We start from the raw sequence: 26,505 nt of genomic DNA, 5'->3' as shown, positions 1-26,505 counted from the left end.
CGGTTGCGTGGTGTGCGCATTCACGCCATGCCGCAGGCGCGGCGCAGCGCCGCGCGGGCCTGCGCGGCGCCGATGGCATCGCAGGCCGCCAGCCGCGCCCACGACACCGCGTTGTTGCGCAGCAGGTAGTCGGCGTTGTCCGGCTGGCGCGCGGCGCGCCAGCCGCTGATGGTCACCACCATGACCAGGCGCGCCTGCACCAGGTCGAACAGCACGTCGATCTCCTCCGCGCGCAGCGGCAGCACCGCGTGGTAGGCGGCGACGAAGCCGGCCAGCGTGGCCAGCGTGTCGGCGGCGGGATCGACTTGGTAGGCGGCGGCCACGGCCAGGTCGTCGACCAGCGGCGCGTGCACCATGTCGCCGAAGTCGAGGACGCCGGCGATGCGGTCGTGGTCGTGCGGGTCGACCAGCAGGTTGTAGATGTTGAAGTCGTTGTGGATGGGCTGGGCGCGCAGCGCGGGCAGGCGCGGCTTGACCTGCGCGTCGAAGCGGTCGAGCGCGCGCAGGGCCAGCGCGCGCCGCGCCGGATCGGCCACGCTGCCGAGCAGGCCGCGCACGCGGTCGGCGCGCTGGATGTCCCACGGCAGCGCCAGCGCGCCGGCGGGGTGGCGGAACTCGCGCAGCGCCAGGTCCAGCCGCGCCAGCATGCGCGCCAGCGCGCGCGCCTGCTCCGGCGAGCGCCGCGCCTTGGGCAGCGGCAGGCCCGGCAGGTAGCTGAACAGGCGCACCACGCGGGCCTCGCCGGCCGGCGCCTCGGCCAGGAAGGAAGGGGCGCCGTCGCGCGTCGGCACGATGCGCTGCACCGGCAGCGCCGGGTCGGCGCGCGCCACGTGCAGCAGGGCCTGGGTCTGGAAATCCGCCACCAGCGGGGTTTCCGCCGGGTGGGAGATCTTGAGCATGTAGCGCGCGGGCTCGCCCGCGCCGGCCGGCGTCTCCAGCAGGAAGTTGCGGTCGCGCTCGCCGGTGAGCGCGCTCAGGCTGCCGGCCAGCCCGTAGTGCCGGGCCAGCAGCGCGCGCGCCCACGCCAGCGGCGCCTCGGGCGAGCCCGCTTCGAGCACGCCGGTTTCCGGTACGCCGGCTTCGGGCAGCGCGGCCGCCGCCGCGCTCATGCCGCCCCCGCGAAGCCGCGCAGCGCGCTCGACAGGTTGGGGCCGAGGTCGTCGGACAGGTAGCCGCCTTCCTGCACCAGCACGGTGGGCAGGCCGAGCCGGGCGATCTCGGCGGTGATGCGGGCGAAGCCCGGCGTGGTCACGGCGAGCGCCTGGTACGGGTCGCGCTCGTGCGCGTCCAGCCCCAGCGCCACCACCAGCGCGCCGGGCGCGTAGGCGCGGATGGTGGCGCAGGCCTCGGCCAGCGCGGCCAGGTAGGCGTCGTCGCCGGTGCCGCGCGCCAGCGGCAGGTTGAGGTTGTAGCCCAGCCCCTCGCCTTCGCCGCGCTCGTGCGCGTGGCCGGTGAAGAACGGCGTGAACAGGCGCGGGTCGCCGTGCAGCGACACCGTCAGCACGTCGCTGCGGCGGTAGAAGATGCCCTGCGTGCCGTTGCCGTGGTGCATGTCGATGTCGAGGATGGCCACGCGCGCGTGGAACTGGCGCAGGTGCTGGGCGGCGATGGCGCAGTTGTTCAGGTAGCAGAAGCCGTTGGCGCGGTCGACGTAGGCATGGTGGCCGGGCGGGCGGCACAGCGCGTAGGCGGCGCGCTCGCCGTCGGCCACCAACTGGGCGGCGTGGGCCGCGGCGTTGGCCGCGCCGGTGGCGGCGCGCCAGGTGTCGGGGCCGATCGAGCAGGCGGTGTCGCCCATGTGGAAGCCGGCCTGGCCGACCACGCTCTCCGGATAGGTGCAGGGCTGGCCCGGAAACGGGTGGATGTTGGGCAGCACCTCCTCGGAGGCGTCGGGCAATTGCCGCCAGCGCGCGTAGGCGGTTTCCAGGAAACGCAGGTATTCGGGCGTGTGGACCGCCGCGCGCGGGCCGGCGCCGAGGTCGGGCGGCGCGATCACTTCGTGGCCGTCGGCGCGCGCGGCCGCCAGCAGGCGCAGCGCGCGCTCGGGCTGCTCGTTGCTGCGCTGCATGCGGCCGCGCACGATGAAGGCGCGCGGATCGTGCGCCAGGTGATGATCGCTGTAGACGACTTTCATGGGGTTGGCTCCATCTGCGGCGCCTCGGCGGCGCCCTGCTTTTGCATGAACACGGCCCGCACGCGCACGCGGGCATCCTCGATGTGCAGGCGCAGCGCCGCCGCCGCGGCGGCTTCGTCGCGCCGCGCCAGCGCCTCGACGATCGGGCGGTGGGTCTCGGCCACGGCCCTGGGATCGTGGTAGACGCTGTCGATCAGCGCCACGATCATGCGGATCTCGGTCTGCATGTGCGAGAACACGCGGTGCAGGTAGGCGTTGCCGGACAGCTCGCAGATCGCGGTATGGAAGGCCAGGTCGCGCGCCACGCGCTCGATCTGCGGCAGCGACTCGGCCTCCTGCACCATGCGCTCGACCATCTCGCCGAGCAGTTGCAGGCCGGCCTCGGGCGCGTGGCGGCAGGCTAGTTGCGCCGCCATCGTCTCCAGGTTCAGGCGCACCGCGAACAGGTCGTCGATCTCGCGCGCGGTCACGGTGCGCACGGCAAAGCCGTGGCGCGGGCGCGAGACCAGCACGCCCTGGCGCTCCAGCCGGCGCGCGGCCTCGCGCACCGGCGCGCGGCTGACGTTCATGCGGCGCGCGATGTCGGCCTCGACGATGCGGCTGCCGGGCGGCAGGCGGCCTTCCACGATGGCCTGGGTGAGCTGGGCTTCCACCGCCGCCACCAGGTCGGAGACTTCGATGGAGGCGAACGGCGAGGCCGGCTCCTGCGGCGGGGTCGACGGCTTGGTCATGATCTCGATCCTTCGGTGCCCGGCATGGCCACGCCGCCGGCGGGCCGGCCGCGCCAGGCCAGATAGCCGCCCGACAGCACGATCAGCACGATGCCGCCCAGCGCCACGGCGTCGGGCGCGCGCTGGAAGACGAAGGTGCTGATCAGCACGGCGAGCAGCAGTTGAAAATAGTTGAGCGGCGCCAGCGTGGACGCCGACACGCGGCGGAACGCGGCCAGCAGCAGCATCTGCGCCGCGCCGCTGCAGGCGCCGCCGGCGGTCATCAGCAGCAGCTCGCCAGCCGGCGGCAGGGTCGCGGGCAACAGCAGCAGCGCCGGCACGCCGGTTGCCAGCAGGCAGATCAGCGCGGTCCACGCGTACATGGTGGCGCCCGCCACCTGGCCGGCCAGTTGCCGCGTCAGCAGCTGGAACAGCGCGTAGCACACGGCCGACACGATCATCAGCGCGGTGCCCAGCGCGGGCAGGTCGCCGCCCGGGCGCACGATCAGCAGCATGCCGGCGAAGCCCGCCAGCACCGCGCCCCACTGCGCGCGCCCGACGTGCTCGCCGAGCAGCGCCGGCGACAGCGCTACCATCATCAGCGGCGCGGTGAAGTAGATCGCGGTGGCCTCGGCCAGCGGCATCTGCACCAGCGCCGCCATGAAGCAGGTGGCGACGATGGCCAGCGCCAGCCCGCGCGCCAGCAGCCGCCACCGGCACGGCGTGCGCCACAGCCGCAGGTCGCCCTGGCGCAGCAGCCACGCGAGCGCGATGGCGCTGACGCTGAGGTAGCGCGCCAGGTTCATCAGCGACGGCGGGTTGCCGCGCATCAGCATCCACTTGCAGAAGGCGTCGTAGGTGGCGAACGCCACCAGCGCGCAGAAGAACAGCGCGATACCGTCGCGGCGCGCGCGGGCCGGGCAAGCCGGCAGCGCGCCGGCGGCGCCCGGTGCCGGGGCGGTGGCGGCGGTGGCGGCGGTGGCGGGGGTGGGCATCAGCGCGGGGCCAGGCGCGGGCACGTCATGCCGCGCTCCCGCCGTGCCCGTGCTCGCGCTCGAAGGCCGTCATGGCCTGGTCGAAGCGCGCGAACAGCTCGTCGAGCTGCGCGGCGGTGATGATCAGCGGCGGGCAGAAGGCGATGGTGTCGCCCATCGCGCGCACGATCAGGCCGGCTTCCTGCGCCAGTTGCGCCAGCCGCGCGCCGGCCTTGCGGGCCGGGTCGAAGGCGCGGCGCGCGGCCGGGTCCTCGGCCAGCTCGATGGCGCCGATCAGGCCCACGCCGCGCGCCTCGCCCACCAGCGGCCGTCCGGCGTAGCCGCGCAGCAATTGCTGGAAGCGCGGCGCGAGCTCGCGCACGTGCGCGAGCAGGTGCTCTTCCTCGTAGACCCGCAGCGTTTCCAGCGCCACCGCGGCGGCGACCGGATGGCCGGAATAGGTGAAGCCGTGCCCGAAGGTGCCGATCCTGCCGCTGTTGGCGGCCAGCGCCTCGTGCACGGATTCCGTGACCATCACCGCCGAGATCGGCATGTAGCCCGAGGAAAGCGCCTTGGCGCAGGTCAGGATGTCGGGCCGCATGCCGAACGTGGTGGAGCCGAACATCTCGCCGGTGCGGCAGAAGCCGCAGATCACCTCGTCGGCGATCAGCAGCACGTCGTACCGGCGCAGCACCGCCTGGATCTCCTCGAAGTAGGTGGCCGGCGGCACGATCACGCCGCCCGCGCCCATCACCGGCTCGGCGATGAAGGCGCCCACCGTCTCCGGCCCTTCGGCCAGGATCAGCGCCTCGAGCTCCCGCGCCAGCCGGCGCGCGAAGTCCTGCTCGCTCTCGCCGGGCGCGCCCTCGCGGTAGTGGTGCGGGCAGGCCGTGCGCAGGATGCGGTCGATGGGCAGGTCGAAATCGCGGTGGTTGGCCTGCAGCCCGCTCAGGCTGGCCGCGGCCACGGTCACGCCGTGGTAGGCGTTGCGGCGCGCGATGATCTTCTTCTTGGCCGGCTTGCCGATGGCGTTGTGGTAGTACCAGACCAGCTTGGCGGCGGTGTCGTTGGCCTCCGAGCCGGAGTTGGCGAAGAACACCTTGGACATCGGCACCGGCGCCAGCGACAGCAGCTTCTCCGCCAGCAGGATGGCGGGCGGATTCGAGCGGTGGTTGAAGGTGTGGTAGTAGGGCAGCGTGCGCATGGCCGCCACGCCGGCTTCGACCACGCGCGCGTGGCTGAAGCCGAGCGACGCGCACCACAGGCCGGACATGCCCTCCAGGTAGCGGCGGCCCTGGTCGTCCTCGACGTAGACGCCGTCGCCACGGGCGATCACGAGCGGCCCCACGTCGGGGTGGGCGGCGAGATTGGTGAAGGGGTGCAGGTGCGCGGCGATGTCGCTGGCGGCAAGGCCGGCGTGCGGGGGCAGGGCGACGTTCATGTCAGGTGGGGTCCGGGGTCGGCGTTGGTATCGGTATCGGTATCGGTATCGGTATCGGTATCGGTATCGGTATCGGTATCGGTATCGGGGGATCGGTGGCGGCGCGTCTCAGTAGCCCAGCTGCGGGTCCACTGCCATCGCCGGGCGCTGGCCGCGCCGCAGCTGCGCCAGGTTGTCCAGGGTCTGGCGCGCGATGGCGGCGGCTTCGGTGCGCGCGGCGATGTGCGGCGTCACCACCACGCGCGGATGATGCCAGAACGGATGGCCGGCGGGCAGCGGTTCCTGCGCGAAGGCATCCAGCGTGGCCGCGCCCAGCGTGCCGTCGTCCAGCGCGCGCAGCAGGTCGGCTTCGACCAGGTGGCTGCCGCGGCCGACGTTGACCACGTGCGCGCCGCGCGGCAGCCGGGCGAACACCGCGGCGTTGAGGAAGCCCTGCGTCTGCGCGGTCAGCGGCAGCAGGCACACCAGCGTGTCGCAGCCGGCCAGGAAGGCGTCGAGCCCGTCCGGGCCGTGGAAGGACTCGACGCCGGCCGGCAGGCCGGCCTTGGGGCCGCGGCTCCAGCCGCGCACGCCGTAGCCCACCGCCAGCAGCGCCCGCGCGCAGGCCACGCCGAGCGTGCCCAGCCCGGCGATGCCGACGCGGTGGCGCGCCGGCGGCACGATGGGCTGCTCCTGCCACCGCTGCGCGGCGGCGCTGTCCAGGTAGGCGCCCATCGCACGCTGCCGGTGGATCACCGCCCAGGTCACGTAGGCCGTCATGGTGCCGGCCATGTCGGTATCGACGATGCGGCACAGCGCCGGTTCGCGCGGCAGCTCGGGGTCGGTGTGGAAGTGGTCGATGCCGGCGCCGAGCGACTGCACCAGGCGCAGGCGCGGCATGGCGGCAAGCACGCCGGGCGGCGGATACCAGCACACCGCGGCCTCGATCTCGCCGAGCGCGCCGAGGCTCTCCGGCGTGCTGCCCAGGCGCAGGTCCACTCCGGGCAGCAGCGCGCGGAAGGCCGCGGCCAGGTAGTGCATGTCGAGCACGCTGCTGAGCAGGGCGATGCAGGGCGGCTTGCCGGCGCCGCCGGCCGCGATCTCCGTCGGCTGCGCGCTCATGCGTAGCCTCCCGCGCCGCTGGCGCGCAGGCCGCCCGGCGCGAAACCGTCGGCGGCGGCGGGTATCGGCATGGCTGGCGGCGCCGGCTGCGCGGCCGGCGCGGCCTCGCGCGCCAGGCGCGGGATGGCCTCGATCAGCTTGCGCGTGTAGGCGTGCGCCGGCGCGTCGAGCACGCGCGCGGTGGCGCCGTATTCGACCACCTCGCCGCGCTGCATCACGGCGATCTGGTCGCACATCTGCGCGGCCACGCGCAGGTCGTGGGTGATGAAGACCATCGCCAGCTGGAACTGCTCGCGCACCTGGGCGAACAGTTCCAGCACCTGCGCCTGCACCGAGACGTCGAGCGCGGAAACCGGCTCGTCCGCCACCAGCAGCTCCGGCTGCATGGCCAGCGCGCGCGCGATGCCGATGCGCTGGCGCTGGCCGCCGGAGAACTCGTGCGGGTAGCGCTCGGCGGCCTCGGGCCCCAGGCCCACCAGCTTGAGCAGCGCCAGCGTGCGCGCGTGCGCCTCGGCGCGCGGCACGCCCTGGGCGATGGGGCCGGAGGCGATGGCCGCGCCGATGCGGTGGCGCGGGTTGAGCGAGGCGTAGGGGTCCTGGAACACCATCTGGATCTTGCCGCCCGAGCGCTGCAGCAGGCCGCTGCCTTGCGACAGGTTGCGCCCGTTGAAGAGGATGCGGCCGCTGTCGAACGGCGCCAGGCCGACGATGCAGCGGCCCAGCGTGGACTTGCCCGAGCCGGATTCGCCCACCAGCCCCAGCGTCTGCCCGCGCAGCAGCTCCAGGTTGATGTTGCGCGCGGCGGGCACTTCGCGCGGGGGCCTGAACAGGCCGCCGCCGCTGCGGTAGGTCTTGCACAGGTCCTGCACCTGCAGCACGCGGTGGAATTCGGCGCCGTCCCCGGGCGCGCGCGCCTGGCCGCCCGGGATGGCGGCCAGCAGCTTGCGCGTGTAGGCGTGCCGCGGCGCGCCCAGTACCTGCGCGGCCGGGCCGGCCTCGACGATGGTGCCGGTCTGCATCACCGCCACCTGGTCGGCGATCTCGGACACCACGCCGAAATCGTGGGTGATGAACAGCACCGCCATGCCGCGCTTGCGCTGCAGCTCGCGGATCAGCTGCAGGATCTGCGCCTGGGTGGTGACGTCGAGCGCGGTGGTGGGCTCGTCGGCGATCAGCAGGCGCGGCTGCAGCGCCATCGCGCAGGCGATCATCACGCGCTGGCGCTGGCCGCCGGACAGGCGGAACGGGAAGCTGTCGTAGAGCAGCCCGGGATCGGGCAGGCCCACGTCGGCCAGCGCGCCGACGATGCGCCGGCGCTTCTCGGCGGCGCCCAGGCTCTGGTGCGCGTCGAACACCTCGGCGATCTGCTCGCCGATGCGCATGACCGGGTTGAGCGCGGTCATGGGCTCCTGGAACACCATGCCGATCTGCTGGCCGCGCAGCTCGCGCAGGGCCGGCTCGCCGAGCTGCAGCAGGTCGCGCCCCCCGAACAGGATGCGGCCGGCCACCGGCTCCACGTGCGGGCGCGGCAGCAGGCCCATCACCGCGTTGGCGATCATCGACTTGCCCGAGCCGGATTCGCCCACCACGCACAGGGTCTGGCCCGCGTGCAGGGTCAGCGAGGCATCGGTGACGGCCAGCGCGCGGTCGCCGCCGGCCGGCAGGCGGATGCTGAGGTTCTGGATGTCGAGCACCGGGCTCGCGGCGGCGCCGTTCATCGTCCCCTCCCGCCCAGGCGCGTGTTGAGCGCGTCGTTGAGGCCCTCGCCGACCATGTTCAGCGCCAGCACCGTCAGCAGGATGGCCAGGCCCGGGAACACCGCCATCCACCAGGCCTGGCGCAGCACCGTGCGCGCCGAGCCCACCATGTAGCCCCAGCTCATGTGGTTGGGGTCGCCCAGGCCGAGGAAGCTCAGGCTCGATTCCAGCAGGATCGCGGTGGCCACCATCAGCGAGGCCATCACCACGATCGGCGAGGCGGCGTTGGGCAGGATCTGCGCCACGATGATGCGCAGCGTCGACTGCCCCGCCAGTTGCGCCGCGGCGACGAAATCGCGCTGGCGCAGCGACAGGAACTCGCTGCGCACCAGGCGCGCCACCGGCGGCCACGACACGATGGCGATGGCGCTGACGATGGAGGCGACGGACGGCTCGAAGATGGCCACCAGCACCAGCGCCAGCGCGAAGCTCGGCACCGCCTGGAACAGCTCGGTGAAGCGCATCAGCGCGGCGTCGATCCAGCCGCCGAAATAGCCGGCGATGGCGCCCAGCGTCACGCCGATCGCCAGCGAGACCATGGTCGAGACCACGCCGATCAGCAGCGAGATGCGCGCGCCGTGGATCACGCCGGCCAGGATGTCGCGGCCCATTGTGTCGGTGCCGAGCGCGAAGCCGGCTTCCTGCATGGGATGGAGGAAGGGCTGCTGCACCATGTCCCACGGATCGTGGCCGGCCAGCAGCGGGCCGAACAGCGCCAGCACCGCGATGCACGCCATCACCAGCAGGCCGAGCAGGGCCGCCTTGTTGCGGCAGAAGCGCCGCCAGAATGTGTTTTTCATTGCATCTCGATCCGTGGGTCGACCAGGGTGTAGACGAAATCCGTGATCAGGTTGAACACGACCGCCATCGCGGCGGTGACCAGGAAGCAGCCCAGCAGCAGGTTGTAGTCGCGCTGCAGCAGCGCGTCGAACATCAGGCGGCCGATGCCGGGCCAGGCGAACACGGTCTCGGTCAGCACCGCGCCGCCGATCATGCCGCCGGCCTGGATGCCGGCCAGCGTCACCACCGGCAGCAGCGCGTTGCGCAGGATGTGCGCGCGCTGGATCCGTCCCGGGCGCACGCCCTTGGCGCGCGCGGTCTTGACGAAGTCCATCTGCGCCACTTCCAGCATCGAGGCGCGCGTCATGCGCGCGTACACGGCCATGTAGAACAGCGCCAGCGTCAGCGCGGGCAGTACCAGGTGCGCGGCCACGTCGGCCACGCGCGCCAGCCCGTGCAGGTCGGCGCCCACGGTGAAGTAGCCGAAGCCGGGCAGCCATTCGAGCTGCACCGAGAACAGCAGCACCGCCATCATCGCCAGCCAGTACAGCGGCGTGGCGTAGAACACCAGGGCGAAGGTGGTGATGGCGCTGTCGGTCCAGCTGCCGGCACGCCGGCTGGCCCACGCCCCCAGCGCCACGCCGAACAGCACCGAGAGCAGGAAGGCGCTGCCGGTCAGCAGCAGCGTGGCCGGCAGGCGGTCCAGGATCAGCTTCAGCACTGGCTGCTGCTGGCGGTAGCTGTAGCCCAGGTCCAGCTGCGCCACGTGCAGCAGGTAGTTGCCGAGCTGCTGCGGCAGCGGCTGGTCCAGGCCGAACTGCGCGCGCAGCTGCGCCACGAACTGCGGGTCGGAGGCGCCGGCCTCGCCGGCCATCACCGAGACCGGATCGCCGGGCGCGGCGCGGATCAGCAGGAAATTGACGGTGGCGATCACCAGGATGGCGAGCACGCCCTGGACCACCCGGTTGAGCATGCGCTGGGTACGACTCATGGCTTCCCCCTCGAACAGGAACGCGCCGCCATCACGCCAGCCAGGCGCGGCCGAGGCCGTCGTTCAGGCCGATGCCGGAATTGATCGGGTTGTTGACGCGGCTGCGGTACAGCGTGGGGAAGTTCAGCTCGTGCATCCACACCACCGGCATTTCGTCGAGCAGGATCTTCTGCACGTCGCGGTAGATCGCCGCGCGCCGGGCCGGGTCCATCTCGCGCGCGCCGGCCTGGAACAGCTCGTCCACGCGGGCGTTGCGGTAGCCCTCCACGTTGTTGAAGGGCGAGCCCTGGGCGATGTTGTCCGAGGTGTAGTTGCGCGCCACGCCCAGCGCGGGGTCGCCGTACTGGTAGACGTAGGTGAAGGCGAGGTCGTAGTCCCACTTGTTGAGGCGCTCGCCCCAGCCGGCCACGTCGGTCGGCGTCATCTCGATCTTGACGCCGGCCTGCAGCAGGTTCTGCCGCACGATCTCCGCCGAGCGGGTCCAGGTCTCGCCGTAGGGCAGCGGCAGCAGGCGCAGCGCCTCGCCCTTGTAGCCCGACTCGGCCAGCAGCGCCTTGGCCCTGGCGAGGTCGCGCGGGTATTTGGCGACGTCGGTGCTGTAGTACTTGATGTGGCTGTTGAAGGGGCCGGTGGCGGTCCTGGCGTAGCCCTGCCAGGCTACCTTGGCGATGGCGTCGCGGTCGATGGCGAAGGCCAGCGCCTGGCGGAACTTGACGTTGTCCATCGGCGCGCGGCGGTTGTTGACCCACAGCCACGAGTGCGGCGCGAAGAACTCCCAGCCCTTGGTGGTGACCTGCACGCCGGGCAGCTTGGCCAGCCGCGCCACGTCGAAGTATTCCACCGCGCCGCCCGGCACCAGGTCCACCTTGCCGGACTCGAACGCCGCCGCGCGCGCGGCCGCGTCGGGGATCACGTGGAAATAGACCGAGTCCACCAGCGGCACGTCGGGCAGGTGATAGTGCTCGTTGCGCACCAGCTGGATGTAGGAGCCGCGCACCCACTCCTTGAACTTGAGCGGGCCGGTGCCGATCGGGGTGGCGTTGGCCGGGTTGGTCAGGAAATCGGTTCCCTCGTAGATGTGCTTCGGCACCATCGGCATCGAGCCCACCTCGAAGATGCCGAGGAAGGGGCCGAACGGGTACTTGAGCTTGAACTCCACCGTGTACGGGTCCACCGCGCGGATGGTTTCCACCGCGGCCAGGTTGGCGCGCAGGCGGGCGTGGGCCTTGCGCAGGAACACGTCGGCGGAGAACACCACGTCGGCGGCGGTAAACGGCTTGCCGTCGTGCCAGGTCACGTTGCGCTTGAGCTTGAAGGTGTACAGCGTGCCGGCCGGGTTGACCGTCCAGGACGTGGCCAGCGCCGGCTGCGGGTCCAGCTTCTCGTCGTAGCGCAGCAGGCCCTCGTAGATATTGCCGGAGATCAGCTGGGTCGGGCCGTTCTGGGTGATGCCGATCATCAGCCCGGACGGCTCGGGCTGCACCAGCGCGTTGATCACGCCTCCCTTCTTGCCCTGCGCAAGCACGTGCAAGGGCACGCCCGCGAGCGACAGCCCCGCGGTGGCAACACCCATCTTGATCAGTTGGCGACGATTCATGGCGAGACTCTCCTGGGGCTAGGGATGTGTGGGTCAGGCAAGAAGGGAAAAACGGGGCGAAGCGCCGGCGCCGGGTCGCCGGCGTTCAGCCGCTGGTGTCCAGCCGCTGGCGCTCAGTCGCGGAACGAAGGCGCGGCGGCCGGCTCCAGCCGGCGCAGCAGCGCGCGCCATTCGCGCGCGTAGGGATCGGGCGCGCCCGGCAGGCGGTTGGTGTCGCCGCTTTCGTACTGGCGCGCGGTCTTTTCGCGGACCGCCTCGGGCACCGGGTATTCCGGCTGCCCGCTGGACTGGATCGCCACCTGCACGCGGCAGGCGCGCTCCAGGTTGTGCATCAGGATGAAGGCCTCCGCCACGCTGCGGCCCAGCGTGAGCAGGCCGTGGTTGCGCAGGATCAGCGCGCGCTTGTCCGGGCCGAGGTCGGCCACCAGGCGCTCGCGCTCGTCGAGGTCCAGCGCGATGCCCTCGAAGTCGTGATAGGCCACGCGCTCGTGGAACTGCAGCGCCCACTGGTTCGACGGCTTGAGGCCGCACGCCAGCGAGGACACCGCCACGCCCGCCACCGTGTGGGTGTGCAGCACGCAGGCCGCGTCGTGGCGCGCGGCGTGCACCGCGCTGTGGATGGTGAAGCCGGCGGGGTTGACGTCGCAGCCCGGCGGCGCGCTGATGATGCGGCCCTCCAGGTCGATGCACACCAGCGACGACGCCGTGATGTCGCGGAACAGCGTGCCGAACGGATTGATCAGGAAACGGTCCTCGGTGCCGGGCACGCGCGCCGAGATGTGGGTGTAGATGCTGTCGTCCATGCCGTACAGCGCGACCAGGCGGTAGGCGGCGGCGAGATCCTCGCGCACGCGCTGCTCCGCCGCGGAGATGGTCGCAACCGTGGCCGCAGCCGCGGCCTGGATGTGGAGGGAGGGGACCGTGTTGCCCATGTTTTCTGTCCTTTGGCTAGGCGTGGATAGGCGCCATCGGTGGCGCGCTGATCTGGTTGCCAACTGTCGACAGCCGGCAGTCGTCGCCGATACGCAAAGTTCAGGCCATGCCGGCCGGGACTCGGGCAAGGCGCCGCGAGCCGGTGGCAACTGTTTGATTTATCGGGGATTTACTCGAGCGGGGCGGGCGGCATGCACGCGCGTGGGGCGGCGAGCGCATGCCCGAGGCTGGCGCACCGCGGCATGCCGGGCCCGGCATTGGGGAGCGATGCACGAGAGATGCGCCGGTCGGGATGCACCGATTGGTGCGTGCCGTGGCGCAAGGGACGCGCGGGACGGGGTGCCCGCGTGGCGGCGATGCGTGGATGCGTGGCGCAGGCGCCGCGCCGCCGTGCGCCACGGATTGGCTGGCGGCTCAGTCTTCGTGCTCCAGCCGCGCCGCCTCCTCGTCGCTGAACAATTCCGAGCGCGTCAGGAAGCGCAGGCCGGTCGGCCCTTCCAGCGAGAACATGCCGCCGGAGCCGGGCACGGCGTCGATCACCAGCCGCGTGTGCTGCCAGTACTCGAACTGCGCGCGCGTCATGTAGAACGGCACGCCGCCGATCTCGCCCAGGCGGACGTCGGCCTCGCCGAGGATCAGCTCGCCGGCCGGGTAGCACATCGGCGCGCTGCCGTCGCAGCAGCCGCCGGACTGGTGGAACATCAGCTCGCCGTGCTGCGCGCGCAGGCGCTCGATCAGCGCCTGCGCGGCGGGCGTGGCGACCACGCGCCGCACGGCGCCGGTGGGGATGGCTTCGGACATGGGGGCGCTCCTTGCCGGGTCGGGATGCTCAGCTTGCGGCGAAGTCCATCACCACGCGGCCTTCGATGTCGCCGGCGCGCATGCGCGTGAAGATGTCGTTGATCTTCTCCAGCGGCGCGGTGGAGACCGTGGCCTTGACCGCGCCGTGCGCGGCGAAGTCCAGCGATTCCTGCAGGTCGCTGCGGGTGCCGACGATGGAGCCGCGGATGGTGATGCCCTTGAGCACCACGTCGAAGATCGGCGTGGGGAAGTCGCCCGGCGGCAGGCCGTTGAGGGCGATGGTGCCGCCGCGCCGCACCATGCCGATGGCCTGGCCGAATGCCTTGGGCGACACCGCCGTCACCAGCGCGCCGTGGGCGCCGCCGATTTCCTTCTGCAGGTAGGCCACCGGATCGGTGGTGCGTGCGTTGACGGTGACTTCGGCGCCGAGCTTGCGCGCCAGCTCGAGCTTCTTGTCGTCGATGTCCACGGCCGCCACGCGCATGCCCATCGCGCGCGCGTACTGCACGGCCACGTGGCCGAGGCCGCCGATGCCGGAGATGACCACCCACTGGCCCGGGCGCGTCTCGGTGACTTTCAGGCCCTTGTAGACGGTCACGCCGGCGCACAGGATCGGCGCGATCTCGACGAAGTCCACGCTGTCGGGCAGCAGGCCGACGTAGTTGGGGTCGGCCACCACGTATTCGCCGTAGCCGCCGTTGACGGAGTAGCCGGTGTTCTGCTGCTTTTCGCACAGCGTTTCCCAGCCTTGCAGGCAGTGCTCGCAATAGCCGCAGGCGCTGTACAGCCACGGCACGCCGACGCGGTCGCCTTCCTTGACGCGCGTGACGCCCGCGCCCACGGCGGAGACGTAGCCCACGCCTTCGTGGCCGGGAATGAAGGGCAGGGTGGGTTTGACGGGCCAGTCGCCTTCGGCGGCGTGCAGGTCGGTGTGGCAGACGCCGGAGGCTGCGATCTTGACCTGGATCTGTCCGCGGCCGGGCTCGGGCACGGGGACTTCATCGATCGTGAGCGGGGCGCCGAATTCGCGCACCACGGCGGCTTTCATCATCGCTGTCATATGTCGACTCCTGAAGCTGATTCGGTTGGCGGTCGCGCCCGCCGCGCGGCGGGCGCCGATCCGATCATGCGCGCGCGGGCCGCGCTGCACCAGCGGTGCCGCGCGCGCATTCTTGCGCTGGATCAAAAGAAGCCGAGAGCGTTGGGGCTGTAGCTGACCAGCAGGTTCTTGGTCTGCTGGTAGTGGTCGAGCATCATGCGGTGGTTCTCGCGCCCGATGCCGGACTGCTTGTAGCCGCCGAAGGCCGCGTGTGCCGGATACGCGTGGTAGCAGTTGGTCCACACGCGCCCGGCCTGGATGCCGCGGCCCATGCGGAAGGCGCGCGCGCCGTCGCGGCTCCACACGCCGGCGCCGAGGCCGTAGAGCGTGTCGTTGGCGATCTCCAGCGCCTCGTCCTCGTCCTTGAAGGTGGTCACCGCGACCACCGGGCCGAAGATTTCCTCCTGGAAGATGCGCATCTTGTTGTGGCCGGCGAAGACCGTGGGCTTGACGTAGTAGCCGGTGGACAGGTCGCCGCCCAGCGCGTTGCGCTCGCCGCCGATCAGGCATTGCGCGCCTTCCTGCTTGCCCAGGTCGAGGTAGGACAGGATCTTCTCCATCTGCTCCTGCGACGCCTGCGCGCCGATCATGGTGCTCTTGTCGAGCGGGTGGCCCTGCTTGATCGCCGCCACGCGCTTGAGCGCGCGCTCCATGAAGCGCTCGTAGATGGATTCCTGGACCAGCGCGCGCGACGGGCAGGTGCAGACTTCGCCCTGGTTCAGCGCGAACATGGCGAAGCCTTCGAGCGCCTTGTCGAAGAAAGCGTCGTCGGCGGCCATCACGTCTTCGAAGAAGATGTTGGGCGACTTGCCGCCCAGCTCCAGCGTCACCGGGATGATGTTCTGCGAGGCGTACTGCATGATGAGCCGCCCGGTGGTGGTCTCGCCGGTGAAGGCGATCTTGTTGATGCGCGGGCTGGACGCCAGCGGCTTGCCCGCTTCCAGGCCGAAGCCGTTGACCACGTTGAGCACGCCCGGCGGCAGCAGGTCGCCGATCAGCTCCATCAGCACCAGGATCGAGGCCGGGGTCTGCTCGGCCGGCTTGAGCACCACGCAGTTGCCGGCGGCCAGCGCCGGCGCCAGCTTCCAGGTGGCCATCAGCAGCGGGAAGTTCCACGGAATGATCTGGCCGACCACGCCGAGCGGCTCGTGGAAGTGATAGGCCACGGTGTCGTGGTCGATCTCGGAGATGCCGCCTTCCTGCGCGCGGATGCAGCCGGCGAAGTAGCGGACGTGGTCCACCGCCAGCGGCAGGTCGGCCGCGGTGGTCTCGCGGATGGGCTTGCCGTTGTCGATGGTCTCGGCCACCGCCAGCGTGACGAGGTTGGCCTCGATGCGGTCGGCGATGCGGTTCAGGATGTTGGCGCGCTCGGTGGTGGAGGTGCGGCCCCACGCGGTCTTGGCGCGGTGGGCGGCGTCGAGCGCGGCGTCGATGTCCTTCTGGTTGGAGCGCGGCACGCGCGTAAACGGCTTGCCGGTGACGGGCGTGATCGCCTCGAAGTACTGGCCGTCGGCCGGGGCCACCCAGGCGCCGCCGATATAGTTCTCGTACTGGTCCTTGTAGGGGTTCGCAACGCCCAGCTGGGCGATTTCCGCCATGTCCATGTCTCGCTCCGTTCTTTGATGTGGTCCGCTGTCGGGCGACAGCCGCCGTGCGGCGATGCCGCGCGCACGCCGCCTTATCCGCAAGAGGCATGCCCGCGGCGGGCGGCGGCGTGGCAGGGGCGTGGCAAGGGCGTGGCGGCGCCACGCGGCGCGCAGATGCGGGCGCCCGCCGGGCGACGCGGCGCGCGCGGGTGTGTCAATCTGGAACAGCGCGTGCGCCAGCGTGACACGCCGGTGTCACAGGCGCGGGTTAGCTGCCGCTGGCGTGGATCAGGAACTCGCGCAGCGCGTCGGCCGGCTTGTCGAGCGCGCGGCCGGGCTGCCACAGCAGGCCCACTTCCATGTCCGGCACGCCGTCGGCGATCGGCCGCGCCTCGATCTGGCGGCCTTCGAGCGACCACGGCCGGTACACCATGTCGGACAGCACGGTCACGCCGAAGCCATGCGCCACCAGCCCGCGCAGCGCCTCCATCGAACTGGTGCGGAACGCGACCGATGGCGCCAGCCGCTTGCTGCGCCAGTAGCGCAGGGTGGCGCGCTCGCTCTCGTCCACGGTGATCTGGATGTACGGATGGGCCGCGATGTCCTTGAGCGTGAGGCGCGGCAGCGCCAGCAGCGGATGCGAAGGCGAGGCCCACAACTGCCGCCGCGAGCGGATCAGCGTGTGATGGGCGAAGCGCTGCAGCTTCTCGATATTGGACAGCAGGCAGATGCCCAACTCGATCTCGCCGTTCAGCACGCCCTGCTCGATGCCGGGGCGGTCCATGTCGTGCAGGTCGAAGTCGATGTCCGGGTAGTTGCTGCGAAAGCGCGCCAGCAGCCCCGGCAGCAGGTAGCCCAGCACGGTGTACGACGCCGCCAGCCGCACCGTGCCGGCGAGGTTGTGCGCCTGGAAGCGCGGCTCGCGCAGGGTGTCCTGCACCGCGTCGAGGATGTCGCGCGCGCGCTGATGCAGGCGATGGCCTTCGGCGGTGAGCGCCACGCCGTGCGGCAGGCGGTCGAACAGGCGCACGCTGAGCTGCTGCTCCAGCATCAGCACGGCGTTGGTGATGGCCGACTGCGACACGTGCTGGGCGGTGGCCGCCATCGAGAACTGCCCGGTCTCGGCCGCCGCGGCGAAGTAGCGGAACTGCCGCAGCGTGATTTCCTTGGCAAGGCGCGGCGCGCCGTCCTGTCTGCTGCTGCGTTCCTTCGGCATGGCTGTGCTCCCGATGGGTCACAGGGTTAACGCGTATTATCTGTCTCGCGCATACCTGTTCTCTGAATTCTTGATTTTACGATAACGGGCCGCCTTCCTACACTCAGCGCAGCCCCCACAGAGCGCAGAACGGAGACCGCATCGATGAATGCCCCCCTATCCCCCGCCCAGCAAGCCGAACTGGCGTCCCTGGAAACGGTTTCGCTGGACGACAAATACACGCTGGAGAAGGGCCGGGTCTACCTGAGCGGCACCCAGGCGCTGGTGCGCCTGCCCATGCTGCAGAAGGCGCGCGACCGCGCCGCCGGCCTGAATACCGCCGGCTTCATCTCCGGCTACCGCGGCTCGCCGCTGGGCGGCGTGGACCAGGCGCTGTGGAAGGCCAAGGCGCACCTGGCCGCCAGCGACGTGGTGTTCCAGCCCGGCGTCAACGAAGACCTCGCCGCCACCGCGGTGTGGGGCTCGCAGCAGGTCAACCTGTTTCCCGGCGCCACCCGCGACGGCGTGTTCGCCATGTGGTACGGCAAGGGCCCGGGCGTGGACCGCTCCATCGACGTGCTCAAGCACGCCAACTCGGCCGGCTCGGCCAGGCACGGCGGCGTGCTGCTGCTGGCCGGCGACGACCACGCCGCCAAGTCGTCCACCGTGGCGCACCAGTCCGAGCACGTGCTGATGGCCGCGGGCATCCCGGTGCTGTACCCGTCGGACGTGCAGGAATATCTCGACTACGGTCTGCACGGCTGGGCCATGAGCCGCTACTCCGGCCTGTGGGTGTCGATGAAGTGCGTGACCGACGTGGTGGAGTCCAGCGCCTCGGTGGAGATCGATCCCGAGCGCGTGCGGATCAAGCTGCCGGAAGATGTCGCCATGCCGCCGGACGGCCTCAACATCCGCTGGCCCGACCCGCCGCTGGTGCAGGAAGCACGCCTGCTGGACCACAAGTGGTACGCGGCGCTGGCCTACGTGCGCGCCAACAAGCTCAACCGCGTGGTGCTCGATTCGCCCGACGCGCGCTTCGGCATCATGACCGCCGGCAAGGCCTACCTCGACGTGCGCCAGGCGCTCGCCGACCTGGGCCTGGACGACGACACCTGCCGCCGCGTCGGCATCCGCGTGTTCAAGGTGGGCTGCGTGTGGCCGCTCGACGCGCAGGACGCGCGCGAGTTCGCCACCGGCCTGGAAGAGATCCTGGTGGTGGAGGAGAAGCGCCAGATCCTCGAATACGCGCTCAAGGAAGAGCTGTACAACTGGCGCGACGACGTGCGCCCCAAGATCTACGGCAAGTTCGACGAGCGCGGCAACCACGGCGGCGAATGGTCGTTGCCGCGCGGCGACTGGCTGCTGCCGGCGCACTATGAACTGTCGCCGGCGCTGATCGCCAAGGCCATCGCCACCCGCCTGGAAAAGCGCGACCTGCCGGCCGACGTGCGCGCGCGCATCGCCGCGCGCGTGGCGCTGATCGAGGCCAAGGAGCGCGAGGCCGCGCGCCCGCGCATCGCGGTCGAGCGCAAGCCGTGGTTCTGCTCGGGCTGCCCGCACAACACCTCGACGCGCGTGCCGGAAGGCTCGCGCGCGATGGCCGGCATCGGCTGCCACTACATGACGCTATGGATGGACCGCAATACCGACACCTTCAGCCAGATGGGCGGCGAGGGCGTGGCGTGGACCGGCCAGATGCACTTCACCGGCGAGAAGCACGTGTTCGTCAACCTCGGCGACGGCACCTACTTCCACTCCGGCCTGCTGGCCGTGCGCGCGTCGATCGCGGCCAGGGCCAACATCACCTACAAGATCCTGTTCAACGACGCCGTGGCCATGACCGGCGGCCAGCCGGTCGACGGCGTGCTGACGGTGCCGCAGATCGCCCACCAGGTGCTGGCAGAAGGCGCCAGCAGGATCGTGGTCGTGACCGACGAGCCGGAAAAATACGGCGACGGCGCCATGCTGCCCGCCGGCGTGACCGTGCATCACCGCGACCGGCTCGACGAGATCCAGTTGCAGTTGCGCGATACCGCCGGCGTCACCGTGCTGATCTACGACCAGACCTGCGCCACCGAGAAGCGCCGCCGCCGCAAGCGCGGCACCTATCCCGACCCGGCGAAGCGCGCCTTCATCAACGACGCGGTGTGCGAAGGCTGCGGCGACTGCTCGGTCAAGTCCAACTGCCTGTCGGTGGAGCCGCTGGAGACGGCGCTCGGCACCAAGCGGCAGATCAACCAGTCGTCGTGCAACAAGGACTTCTCCTGCGTCAACGGCTTCTGCCCGAGCTTCGTCACCGCCGAAGGCGCGCAACTCAGGAAGCCGGCCGCCGCGGGCGGCAAGGGTGCCGATGTCGATTTCTCGGCGCTGCCGCTGCCGGTGCTGCCGGCGCTCGAGCGTGCCTACGGCGTGCTGGTCACGGGCGTGGGCGGCACCGGCGTGGTCACGATCGGCGGCCTGCTCGGCATGGCCGCGCACCTGGAGAACAAGGGCGTGACCGTGCTCGACATGGCCGGCCTCGCGCAGAAGGGCGGCGCCGTGATCAGCCACGTGCAGATCGCGCCCACGCCGGCCGCGCTGCACGCCACCCGCATCGCGATGGGCGAGGCACGGCTGGTGATCGGCTGCGACGCCATCGTCTCGGCCTCGGCCGAGGTCCTGTCCAAGACCCGGCCCGGCGTGACGGCCGCCGCCATCAACAGCGCCAACACGCCCACGGCGGAGTTCATCCACAACCCCAGGTGGCAATTCCCGGGCGCCTCGGCCGAGCAGGACCTGCGCGCCAGCGTCGGCGACGCCTGCGCGTTCATCGACGCCAACGCCTGGGCCGTGACGCTGCTGGCCGACTCGATCTACTCCAACCCGCTGCTGCTCGGCTTTGCGTGGCAGAAGGGCTGGATTCCGCTGCGCCGCGAAAGCCTGGCGCGCGCGATCGTGCTCAACGGCGTGTCGGTGGAAAAGAACCAGCTTGCGTTCGACTGGGGCCGCTACCTCGCCCATCACGGCGAAGCCGCATTGGGCGCGCGGCTCAGGCCGGCGGCGCGCGCGCAGGTGGTGTCAATGCCGGAAACGCTCGACGGCGTGATCCGCCAGCGCGAAACGACGCTCACCGCCTACCAGAACGCCGCCTATGCCGCGCGCTACAGCGCCGTGGTGGCGCGCGTGCGCGGCGCGGAGAAAGCGCTCGGCGCCGGCGGCCGCCTGCCGCTGACCGAGGCGGTGGCGCGCAACCTCGCCAAGTTGATGGCCTACAAGGACGAATACGAGGTCGCGCGCCTGTACGCCGACCCGGCCTTCCTCGACAAGCTGCGCGCCCGGTTCGAAGGCGAGCCGGGCCGCGACTACCAGCTCGGCTTCCACCTCGCGCCGCCGCTGCTGGCCAGGCGCGATGCCAGGGGCCACCTCGTCAAGCGCCGCTTCGGCCCGGCCACGCTCGGCGTGTTCCGCCTGCTGGCGCGCGCCCGCGGCCTGCGCGGCACCGCGTTCGACGTGTTCGGCAGGACCGCCGAGCGCCGCGCCGAGCGCAGGCTGATCGAGGACTACATCGGGATGGTGGACGAGTTCTGCGCCACGCTCGACGCCGCGCGGCTCGATACCGCCGTGGCGCTGGCCAGCCTGCCGGACGACATCCGCGGCTTCGGCCACGTCAAGGAAGCCAGCATGGAGAAGGCGGCGGTGCTGCGCGGGCAGTTGCTGGCGCGGTATCGGGAGGGTGGGGCGCGGGTGGCGGCTTGAGGGCTGGCTCGGGCGGCGTGGGCCCATTCGCGGGCTTCGTCAATCGCTCGGGGTTTGCTCCCCTCTCCCGCCCGCGGGAGAGGGGCCGGGGGAGAGGGCCGGCGCCCGCAAACAGCGCCACCGCTCAAACCACCCCAGCCCGATCACTCACCGCGGCTGCAGCACAATCACCGCCATCCCCGCAATCGCCACCGCCACGCCGGCCAGGTCCCACGGCGTGGGCCGCACGCCGTCGACCAGCCACAGCCACGCGATCGCCACCGCGATATAGACCCCGCCATACGCCGCGTAGACGCGCCCGGACGCATCCGGATGCAGCGTCAGCAGCCACGCGAACAGCGCCAGCGACAGCGCGCCCGGCACCAGCACCCAGGCGCTGGCGTTCTGGCGCAGCCACAGGTAGGGCAGGTAGCAGCCGAGGATTTCCGCGCAGGCGGTGATCAGGTAAAGGCCGAAGATCTTCACGCCGCGGGTTCCTCCACCTTCGCGGCGGTGGGCGCTTTCCTGGCCCGCCTGCGCGTCTTGCTGCTGCCGAGCTCGCCGCCCTGGTAAGGCACCCGCCCCGACGGCACCACCGCGGAGGCCAGTTCCACGTGGCCTTCCTGGTCGTCGAAGAACATGTGCGCGCCGAAGGCCTGCAGCACCTGGTCCTTGGGCAGGCCGCCGAGGAAGAAGGCTTCGTCGATGCTGACGTTCCAGGCGCGCAGCGTGTGCACCACGCGCGTGTGGGCGGGGCTGTTGCGCGCGGTCACGATGGCGATGCGCACCGGGCTCTCGCCGGGCGGGAAATGCGCCTGGATCTGGGCCAGGCGCAGCAGCAGCTTGGCGAACGGGCCTTCGGCCAGGGCCTTGTGGCGATGGCGCTTTTCGTTCTTGATGAAGGCCTCCAGCCCCTTTTCCTTGTAGATCCGCTCGGACTCGGGCGAGAACAGCACGGCGTCGCCGTCGAAGGCGATGCGGATCTGCCCGGGCGGGGCGCGGTAGGCGGCGGGCGCGTCGTACAACTGCGCCGCGGCCACGCCGCCGTCGATGGCGGCCTGCACGTCGGCGGCTTCGCGCGACAGGAACAGGTCGACCTTGAAGGCCTTGAGGTAGCGCGCGATCGGCGCGCCGCCGGTGAAGGCCGCGCGCGTGATGTCGAGCCGGTGCGTCTCGATGGCGTTGAAGGCGCGCAGCCCGGTGTCGGGCGAATTGCGCGAGATCACCACCACCTCCACCGGGCGCAGGTCCGGGATCAGGCTGTTGAGCCCGAGCAGGGCCTCCACCAGCGGGAAGGCGGTGCCCGGCAGCAGCGGCTGGTCCTCGTTCTCGCGCTGGTAGGCGGCGTAGGCCGCTACGCCCTGGGATTGATAGATGCCGTTCTCGTGCTCGAGGTCGAACAACGCCCGGGACGAGATGCCGATGACGAGTTTGTCGGTGAGATCGTAGGCCATGAGCGCGAGTATAAGGGCATCGAGGCGGGGCACCGAGGCAGCGCATTGCGACAGGGCACCGGGTCCGCGCCGGGTCCGCTGTTTACAAACTTTGACACTTTCCCGCTTGGCCGCGGCACCCCGCGCGGGTATCCTCGCCCGCATTTGCGAATGCGCCGGCCGACGTGCCGGTCAACGTGCCGGTCCGCTGCTGCCATGAATCGTCCCGATCTTCCCCTGCATGCCTTGCGTGGCGTGGCCGTGCTGGCCGCCGCCGCGCTGTGCCTGTCCGCCGCGGGCTGCAGCTCCCTGCTCAACGAGGGCACGGCCGCCGGCGCGGGCATTGCCGGCGCCGCGGTGGCCGGCGCGGTGACCGACAACGCCGCCGTCGCCACCGGCATCGGCCTGGGCGTGCAGGCCGGCGCGAAGGCGGCCCTGCAATACAGCCAGCGGCGCGTGCATGCCGCCGCGCAGGACCGCATCGCCCAGGCCGCCGGCGGCCTCGCGGTGGACGCGGTGGCCGACTGGAAGACCGACCATGCGGTGCCGCTGGAGCCGGCCGAGCATGGCCGCGTCACCGTCAGCCGCGAGATCGGCGGCAAGTCGCTGCCGTGCAAGGAGATCCTGTTCTCGGTGGACGAGGACGGCAAGCCGAGCGCCTTCTATATCGCGGCGATCTGCCGCGACGGCCAGAACTGGAAGTGGGCCACCGCCGAGCCGGCCACCGAGCGCTGGGGCTCGCTGCAATGAGCGGCCGCCGGCGGCCGCGCATCCTGGTCTCCGCGCCGGCCTCCGCCCTGGCCGCGCTGCTGGCCGCGGCGCTGGCCAGCGGCTGCGCCTCGGTGGGCGACCTGACCGGCGCGGTGGCCGGCGTGGCCACCGGCGCCGTCACCGGCAACCCGGCCATCGGCGCCAGCGTGGGCATCGGCGTGGCGGCGGCGGCGGATGCCGGCGCCAAGTACGTGTTCCGCAACTGGCAGCGTGCCGAGCAGGACAGCATCGCCGCCACCATCGGCGCCATGCCGGTGGACGAGCAGCAGCGCTGGGAAATCCGCCATCCCATTCCCTACGGCAACCAGCACGGCTGGGTGCGCGTGGTGCGCGTCATCCGCACGCCGCTGGCCGAGTGCCGCGAGGCGCTGTTCTCGGTGGACGACGACGGCAAGCGGCAGCGCAGCTGGTTCCTGACCACGGCCTGCAGGCAGCCTGGCGGCTGGAAGTGGGCGGCGGCCGAGCCGGCGGTGCCGCGCTGGGGCAACCTGCAATAGCCGGTCGCCACCGGCCGGTGGCCGGCGCCGCGCTGGCCTGACGCGCGCGCGCCGCGGCACGTCGTTCCGGCAATTCTCCGCTTCACGGCACAGACACGCCGCCGCCGCGCCACTTCGCGGCACGTTCCGCTGCGCGCGGCTCGCCGGCTGCCCGAATTCGGCAGCTTCTGCGGCACCCCTCTCCCTACAATGAATTCCTGCCCGCGCGGCCCCCGGACCTTGCCGGAAAGGCGGTCCGCGCTCCGGGGCGACGCGGCGCCATCGATGCCGCCGCCCGCCACGCAACCCCACGGAGACAGCCATGCACGCGCAGCACCAAGCCGCCGCCGGCGACCTTGCCCACGGCGAGGACACCGATCACGAAGAAACCCGCGAATGGCTCGACGCGCTGGCCGGCGTGGTGCGCGCCGGCGGCGCGCCGCGCGCGCGCTTCCTGCTCGAGCGGCTGGCCGAGCATGCCAGCCATCTCGGCCTGGGCCACCGCGCACATCCGTACTCCGCCTACCAGAACACCATCGGCGTGGCCGAGCAGCCGCGCTATCCCGGCGACCTCGACATGGAGCAGCGCCTGACCTCGATCATCCGCTGGAACGCGCTGGCGATGGTGGTGCGCGCCAACAAGGCCTACGGCGAGCTCGGCGGGCACCTGTCGAGCTATGCCTCGGCGGCGGAAATCTTCGAAGTGGGCTTCAATCATTTCTTCCGCGCCGACGAGGGCGGGCGCAAGGGCGACCTGGTCTACTTCCAGCCGCACTCGGCGCCGGGCGTCTACGCGCGCGCGTTCCTCGAAGGCCGGCTGTCCGAGAGCCAGCTCGCCAACTACCGGCAGGAGGTGGCCGGCGGCGGCCTGTGCTCCTATCCGCATCCGTGGCTGATGCCGGATTTCTGGCAGTTCCCGACCGGCTCGATGGGCATCGGCCCCATCAGCGCGATCTACCAGGCGCGCTTCCTGCGCTATCTCGCGCATCGCGGCATCGCCGAGACCGCCGGGCGCCGCGTGTGGGGCGTGTTCGGCGACGGCGAGATGGACGAGCCCGAATCGCTGGCCGCGCTGTCGCTGGCCGCGCGCGAGCAGCTCGACAACCTGACCTTCGTCGTCAACTGCAACCTGCAGCGGCTGGACGGCCCGGTGCGCGGCAACGGCCAGGTCATCAATGAGCTGGAGGCGCTGTTCGCCGGCGCCGGCTGGAACGTGGTCAAGGTGGTGTGGGGCTCGGAGTGGGACACGCTGTTCGCGCGCGACACCAGCCACGCGCTGCTGCGCCGCTTCGCCGCGATGGTCGATGGCGAGTACCAGAACCTCGGCGCCAGGGACGGCGACTACAACCTCGCCAACTTCTTCAACCGCGACCCCGAGCTCAAGGCGCTGGCCGCCGGCATGAGCAGTGCCGACATCGACGCGCTGCGCCGCGGCGGCCACGACTTCCGCAAGCTCCACGCGGCCTTCCGCGCCGCGCAGGAGCATACGGGCGCGCCCACCGTGATCCTGGCCAAGACCAAGAAGGGCTTCGGCATGGGCGAGGCCGGCGAATCGCGCATGACCGCGCACCAGCAGAAGAAGCTCGACGTGGACGCGCTGCGCGCCTTCCGCGACCGCTTCAAGCTGCCGCTGGACGATGCCGCGGTGGAGACGCTGCGCTTCTACAAGCCCGCCGAGGACAGCGCCGAGATGGCCTACCTGCATGCGCGCCGCCGCGCGCTGGGCGGCTACCTGCCGGCGCGCAGCCGCCACGCCGACGCGCTGCGCATGCCGGACCTGATGCAGTACGCGCGCTTCGCGCTGGAGCCGGACGCGCGCGCGGTCTCCACCACCACCGCGGTGGTGCGGCTGTTCACCAACCTCATCAAGGACCGCGAAGTCGGCCCGCGCGTGGTGCCCATCGTGGCCGACGAGGCGCGCACCTTCGGCATGGCCAACCTGTTCCGCCAGATCGGCATCTACTCGCCGGCCGGCCAGCTCTACGAGCCGGAGGACGCCGGCTCGATGCTGTACTACAAGGAAAGCCGGCAAGGCCAGCTGCTCGAGGAAGGCATCACCGAGGCCGGCGCGCTGGCGTCCTGGACCGCGGCGGCCACCTCGTACAGCGTGAACGGCGTGGCCATGCTGCCGTTCTACATCTACTACTCGATGTTCGGCTTCCAGCGCGTGGGCGACCTGATCTGGGCCGCGGCCGACCAGCGCGCCCGCGGCTTCCTGATCGGCGCCACCGCCGGGCGCACCACGCTGGCCGGCGAAGGCCTGCAGCACCAGGACGGCACCAGCCAGCTGATCGCCTCCACCGTGCCGAACTGCCGCGCCTACGACCCTGCCTTCGCCAGCGAGGCCGCCGTCATCATCGACCACGGCGCGCGCCGCATGCTCGAAGACCAGCACGACGAGTTCTACTACCTCACCGTCAACAACGAGAACTACGCGCAGGCGCCGCTGCCGGCCGATGCGCGCGAAGGCGTCATCAAGGGCATGTACCGCTTCGGCACGCGCGGCCCGGGCGAGGGCGCCGCCGCGGTCAGGCTGCTCGGCGCCGGCGCCATCCTGCGCGAGGTCATCGCGGCGGCGGAACTGCTGGCCGAAGACTGGGGCATCCGGTCCGAGATCTGGAGCGTGACCAGCTTCTCCGAACTGGCGCGCGACGCGCGCGAATGCGAGCGCGGCGGCCTGTTCGCGGCCGGCGGCGAGGCCCGGAGCTACGTGCAGCGCTGCCTGCCCGGCACCACGCCGGTGGTGGCCGCCACCGACTACGTGCGGGCCTGCGCGCAACTGATCACCTCCTATGTGCAGGCGCCGTTCACCGCGCTGGGCACCGACGGCTTCGGGCGCAGCGACACGCGCGACGCGCTGCGCGGCTTCTTCGAGGTCGACCGGCATCACGTGGCGCTCGCCGCGCTGCGCGCGGTGTCGCCGGCCCTGCATGCGCAGGCGCTGGCGCGCTACGGCGCGGGCGGCGGCCAGGACGCGCCCTGGCTGCGCTAGGCCAGGCCGCGTGCCTGGCC

General features: G+C 71.4%; 21 protein-coding genes. 4 read left to right on the top strand and 17 right to left on the bottom strand.

The genetic code is table 11. The annotated features are described in order from the left end of the window. Positions 1 to 20: 20 nt before the first annotated feature. The 15 genes from KF708C_RS25855 to KF708C_RS25785 all read right to left on the bottom strand — a co-directional run bounded on the left by KF708C_RS25855 (position 21) and on the right by KF708C_RS25785 (position 17,120). Complete coding sequence (locus KF708C_RS25855; RefSeq protein ID WP_059413813.1) at positions 21 to 1,109, bottom strand: phosphotransferase; 1,089 nt, start codon at positions 1,107 to 1,109, stop codon at positions 21 to 23. Then, positions 1,106 to 2,134 carry a histone deacetylase family protein gene (locus tag KF708C_RS25850; RefSeq protein ID WP_059413812.1) on the bottom strand — a complete coding sequence of 343 codons (1,029 nt, stop codon included), beginning with the start codon at positions 2,132 to 2,134 and terminating at the stop codon, positions 1,106 to 1,108. The genes KF708C_RS25855 and KF708C_RS25850 overlap by 4 nt, the downstream gene beginning before the upstream one ends. Further along, a complete protein-coding gene (locus tag KF708C_RS25845; RefSeq protein ID WP_059413810.1) occupies positions 2,131 to 2,865 on the bottom strand; it encodes a GntR family transcriptional regulator in 735 nt (244 codons plus the stop codon). The genes KF708C_RS25850 and KF708C_RS25845 overlap by 4 nt, the downstream gene beginning before the upstream one ends. Beyond that, complete coding sequence (locus KF708C_RS25840; RefSeq protein ID WP_059413809.1) at positions 2,862 to 3,839, bottom strand: DMT family transporter; 978 nt, start codon at positions 3,837 to 3,839, stop codon at positions 2,862 to 2,864. The genes KF708C_RS25845 and KF708C_RS25840 overlap by 4 nt, the downstream gene beginning before the upstream one ends. 25 nt (positions 3,840 to 3,864) lie before the next feature. Beyond that, complete coding sequence (locus tag KF708C_RS25835; RefSeq protein WP_059413807.1) at positions 3,865 to 5,259, bottom strand: aspartate aminotransferase family protein; 1,395 nt, start codon at positions 5,257 to 5,259, stop codon at positions 3,865 to 3,867. Between the two features lie 108 nt (positions 5,260 to 5,367). Next, positions 5,368 to 6,360 (bottom strand): 2-hydroxyacid dehydrogenase, encoded by a 993-nt coding sequence (locus KF708C_RS25830; RefSeq protein ID WP_059413805.1) that lies wholly within the window; start codon positions 6,358 to 6,360, stop codon positions 5,368 to 5,370. Continuing rightward, entirely contained in the window at positions 6,357 to 8,078 is a 1,722-nt protein-coding gene (locus KF708C_RS25825) for an ABC transporter ATP-binding protein (protein WP_082079869.1), read from the bottom strand. Before KF708C_RS25825 ends, KF708C_RS25830 begins: the two co-directional genes overlap by 4 nt. Further along, on the bottom strand, positions 8,075 to 8,917 hold the full coding sequence (locus KF708C_RS25820) for an ABC transporter permease (protein ID WP_059413802.1): 843 nt from the start codon (positions 8,915 to 8,917) through the stop codon (positions 8,075 to 8,077). The genes KF708C_RS25825 and KF708C_RS25820 overlap by 4 nt, the downstream gene beginning before the upstream one ends. Further along, positions 8,914 to 9,888: an ABC transporter permease gene (locus tag KF708C_RS25815; protein WP_059413800.1), complete on the bottom strand. Its 975-nt coding sequence runs from the start codon at positions 9,886 to 9,888 to the stop codon at positions 8,914 to 8,916. The genes KF708C_RS25820 and KF708C_RS25815 overlap by 4 nt, the downstream gene beginning before the upstream one ends. A 31-nt stretch (positions 9,889 to 9,919) precedes the next feature. Then, positions 9,920 to 11,485, bottom strand: coding sequence for an ABC transporter substrate-binding protein (locus KF708C_RS25810; RefSeq protein ID WP_059413798.1), 1,566 nt, complete (start codon positions 11,483 to 11,485; stop codon positions 9,920 to 9,922). A gap of 113 nt (positions 11,486 to 11,598) precedes the next feature. Beyond that, positions 11,599 to 12,417 carry a class II aldolase/adducin family protein gene (locus KF708C_RS25805; protein WP_059413796.1) on the bottom strand — a complete coding sequence of 273 codons (819 nt, stop codon included), beginning with the start codon at positions 12,415 to 12,417 and terminating at the stop codon, positions 11,599 to 11,601. A gap of 415 nt (positions 12,418 to 12,832) precedes the next feature. Beyond that, positions 12,833 to 13,219: a DUF779 domain-containing protein gene (locus KF708C_RS25800; protein ID WP_059413794.1), complete on the bottom strand. Its 387-nt coding sequence runs from the start codon at positions 13,217 to 13,219 to the stop codon at positions 12,833 to 12,835. Between the two features lie 28 nt (positions 13,220 to 13,247). After that, positions 13,248 to 14,279: an alcohol dehydrogenase AdhP gene (adhP, locus tag KF708C_RS25795; protein WP_029043829.1), complete on the bottom strand. Its 1,032-nt coding sequence runs from the start codon at positions 14,277 to 14,279 to the stop codon at positions 13,248 to 13,250. Between the two features lie 122 nt (positions 14,280 to 14,401). Then, positions 14,402 to 15,922: an aldehyde dehydrogenase gene (gene adh / locus KF708C_RS25790; protein ID WP_059413792.1), complete on the bottom strand. Its 1,521-nt coding sequence runs from the start codon at positions 15,920 to 15,922 to the stop codon at positions 14,402 to 14,404. Between the two features lie 250 nt (positions 15,923 to 16,172). Beyond that, positions 16,173 to 17,120 carry a LysR family transcriptional regulator gene (locus KF708C_RS25785; protein ID WP_059413790.1) on the bottom strand — a complete coding sequence of 316 codons (948 nt, stop codon included), beginning with the start codon at positions 17,118 to 17,120 and terminating at the stop codon, positions 16,173 to 16,175. Between the two features lie 144 nt (positions 17,121 to 17,264). On the opposite strand from KF708C_RS25785, the gene KF708C_RS25780 reads away from it, so the two are divergent. Next, positions 17,265 to 20,834 carry an indolepyruvate ferredoxin oxidoreductase family protein gene (locus KF708C_RS25780; protein WP_059413788.1) on the top strand — a complete coding sequence of 1,190 codons (3,570 nt, stop codon included), beginning with the start codon at positions 17,265 to 17,267 and terminating at the stop codon, positions 20,832 to 20,834. A gap of 147 nt (positions 20,835 to 20,981) precedes the next feature. Here the strand turns inward: KF708C_RS25780 and KF708C_RS25775 are convergent, their stop codons facing one another. Together KF708C_RS25775 and KF708C_RS25770 are read right to left on the bottom strand one after the other, a co-directional pair. Continuing rightward, the gene (locus KF708C_RS25775) at positions 20,982 to 21,299 is read right to left on the bottom strand and encodes a YnfA family protein (RefSeq protein ID WP_020206811.1); all 318 of its coding nucleotides are present in this window, start codon (positions 21,297 to 21,299) and stop codon (positions 20,982 to 20,984) included. Further along, positions 21,296 to 22,267, bottom strand: a complete 972-nt coding sequence (locus tag KF708C_RS25770; protein WP_059413786.1) for a 5'-nucleotidase — start codon at positions 22,265 to 22,267, stop codon at positions 21,296 to 21,298. The genes KF708C_RS25775 and KF708C_RS25770 overlap by 4 nt, the downstream gene beginning before the upstream one ends. A 195-nt stretch (positions 22,268 to 22,462) precedes the next feature. Here KF708C_RS25770 and KF708C_RS25765 point away from each other — a divergent pair, with 195 nt between their 5' ends. The 3 genes from KF708C_RS25765 (at position 22,463) to mdeB (ending at position 26,485) form a co-directional block, all read left to right on the top strand. Then, on the top strand, positions 22,463 to 22,996 hold the full coding sequence (locus tag KF708C_RS25765; protein ID WP_029044415.1) for a hypothetical protein: 534 nt from the start codon (positions 22,463 to 22,465) through the stop codon (positions 22,994 to 22,996). Next, positions 22,993 to 23,514, top strand: coding sequence for a hypothetical protein (locus KF708C_RS25760; RefSeq protein WP_020206814.1), 522 nt, complete (start codon positions 22,993 to 22,995; stop codon positions 23,512 to 23,514). The genes KF708C_RS25765 and KF708C_RS25760 overlap by 4 nt, the downstream gene beginning before the upstream one ends. Before the next feature lie 301 nt (positions 23,515 to 23,815). Next, complete coding sequence (gene mdeB, locus KF708C_RS25755) at positions 23,816 to 26,485, top strand: alpha-ketoglutarate dehydrogenase (protein ID WP_059413784.1); 2,670 nt, start codon at positions 23,816 to 23,818, stop codon at positions 26,483 to 26,485. Positions 26,486 to 26,505: the final 20 nt, after the last annotated feature.

Origin of the sequence: Cupriavidus basilensis (assembly GCF_000876015.1) — a bacterium.
In the GTDB taxonomy this organism is placed as follows: domain Bacteria; phylum Pseudomonadota; class Gammaproteobacteria; order Burkholderiales; family Burkholderiaceae; genus Cupriavidus; species Cupriavidus basilensis_B.
The sequence above is the reverse complement of the archived record's forward strand: the minus strand, read 5'-3'. Positions and strand labels throughout refer to the sequence as shown.

Bases quoted from the DNA above. Each gene is read 5' to 3' on its own strand.
- KF708C_RS25855 (WP_059413813.1), bottom strand. From the start codon at position 1,109: ATGAGCGCGGCGGCGGCCGCGCTGCCCGAAGCCGGCGTACCGGAAACC.
- KF708C_RS25810 (WP_059413798.1), bottom strand. From the start codon at position 11,485: ATGAATCGTCGCCAACTGATCAAGATGGGTGTTGCCACCGCGGGGCTG.
- KF708C_RS25830 (WP_059413805.1), bottom strand. From the start codon at position 6,360: ATGAGCGCGCAGCCGACGGAGATCGCGGCCGGCGGCGCCGGCAAGCCG.
- KF708C_RS25825 (WP_082079869.1), bottom strand. From the start codon at position 8,078: ATGAACGGCGCCGCCGCGAGCCCGGTGCTCGACATCCAGAACCTCAGC.
- adhP (WP_029043829.1), bottom strand. From the start codon at position 14,279: ATGACAGCGATGATGAAAGCCGCCGTGGTGCGCGAATTCGGCGCCCCG.
- KF708C_RS25820 (WP_059413802.1), bottom strand. From the start codon at position 8,917: ATGAAAAACACATTCTGGCGGCGCTTCTGCCGCAACAAGGCGGCCCTG.
- KF708C_RS25845 (WP_059413810.1), bottom strand. From the start codon at position 2,865: ATGACCAAGCCGTCGACCCCGCCGCAGGAGCCGGCCTCGCCGTTCGCC.
- KF708C_RS25760 (WP_020206814.1), top strand. From the start codon at position 22,993: ATGAGCGGCCGCCGGCGGCCGCGCATCCTGGTCTCCGCGCCGGCCTCC.
- adh (WP_059413792.1), bottom strand. From the start codon at position 15,922: ATGGACATGGCGGAAATCGCCCAGCTGGGCGTTGCGAACCCCTACAAG.
- KF708C_RS25785 (WP_059413790.1), bottom strand. From the start codon at position 17,120: ATGCCGAAGGAACGCAGCAGCAGACAGGACGGCGCGCCGCGCCTTGCC.
- KF708C_RS25835 (WP_059413807.1), bottom strand. From the start codon at position 5,259: ATGAACGTCGCCCTGCCCCCGCACGCCGGCCTTGCCGCCAGCGACATC.
- KF708C_RS25815 (WP_059413800.1), bottom strand. From the start codon at position 9,888: ATGAGTCGTACCCAGCGCATGCTCAACCGGGTGGTCCAGGGCGTGCTC.
- KF708C_RS25800 (WP_059413794.1), bottom strand. From the start codon at position 13,219: ATGTCCGAAGCCATCCCCACCGGCGCCGTGCGGCGCGTGGTCGCCACG.
- KF708C_RS25780 (WP_059413788.1), top strand. From the start codon at position 17,265: ATGAATGCCCCCCTATCCCCCGCCCAGCAAGCCGAACTGGCGTCCCTG.
- KF708C_RS25770 (WP_059413786.1), bottom strand. From the start codon at position 22,267: ATGGCCTACGATCTCACCGACAAACTCGTCATCGGCATCTCGTCCCGG.
- KF708C_RS25765 (WP_029044415.1), top strand. From the start codon at position 22,463: ATGAATCGTCCCGATCTTCCCCTGCATGCCTTGCGTGGCGTGGCCGTG.
- KF708C_RS25840 (WP_059413809.1), bottom strand. From the start codon at position 3,839: ATGCCCACCCCCGCCACCGCCGCCACCGCCGCCACCGCCCCGGCACCG.
- KF708C_RS25850 (WP_059413812.1), bottom strand. From the start codon at position 2,134: ATGAAAGTCGTCTACAGCGATCATCACCTGGCGCACGATCCGCGCGCC.
- mdeB (WP_059413784.1), top strand. From the start codon at position 23,816: ATGCACGCGCAGCACCAAGCCGCCGCCGGCGACCTTGCCCACGGCGAG.
- KF708C_RS25805 (WP_059413796.1), bottom strand. From the start codon at position 12,417: ATGGGCAACACGGTCCCCTCCCTCCACATCCAGGCCGCGGCTGCGGCC.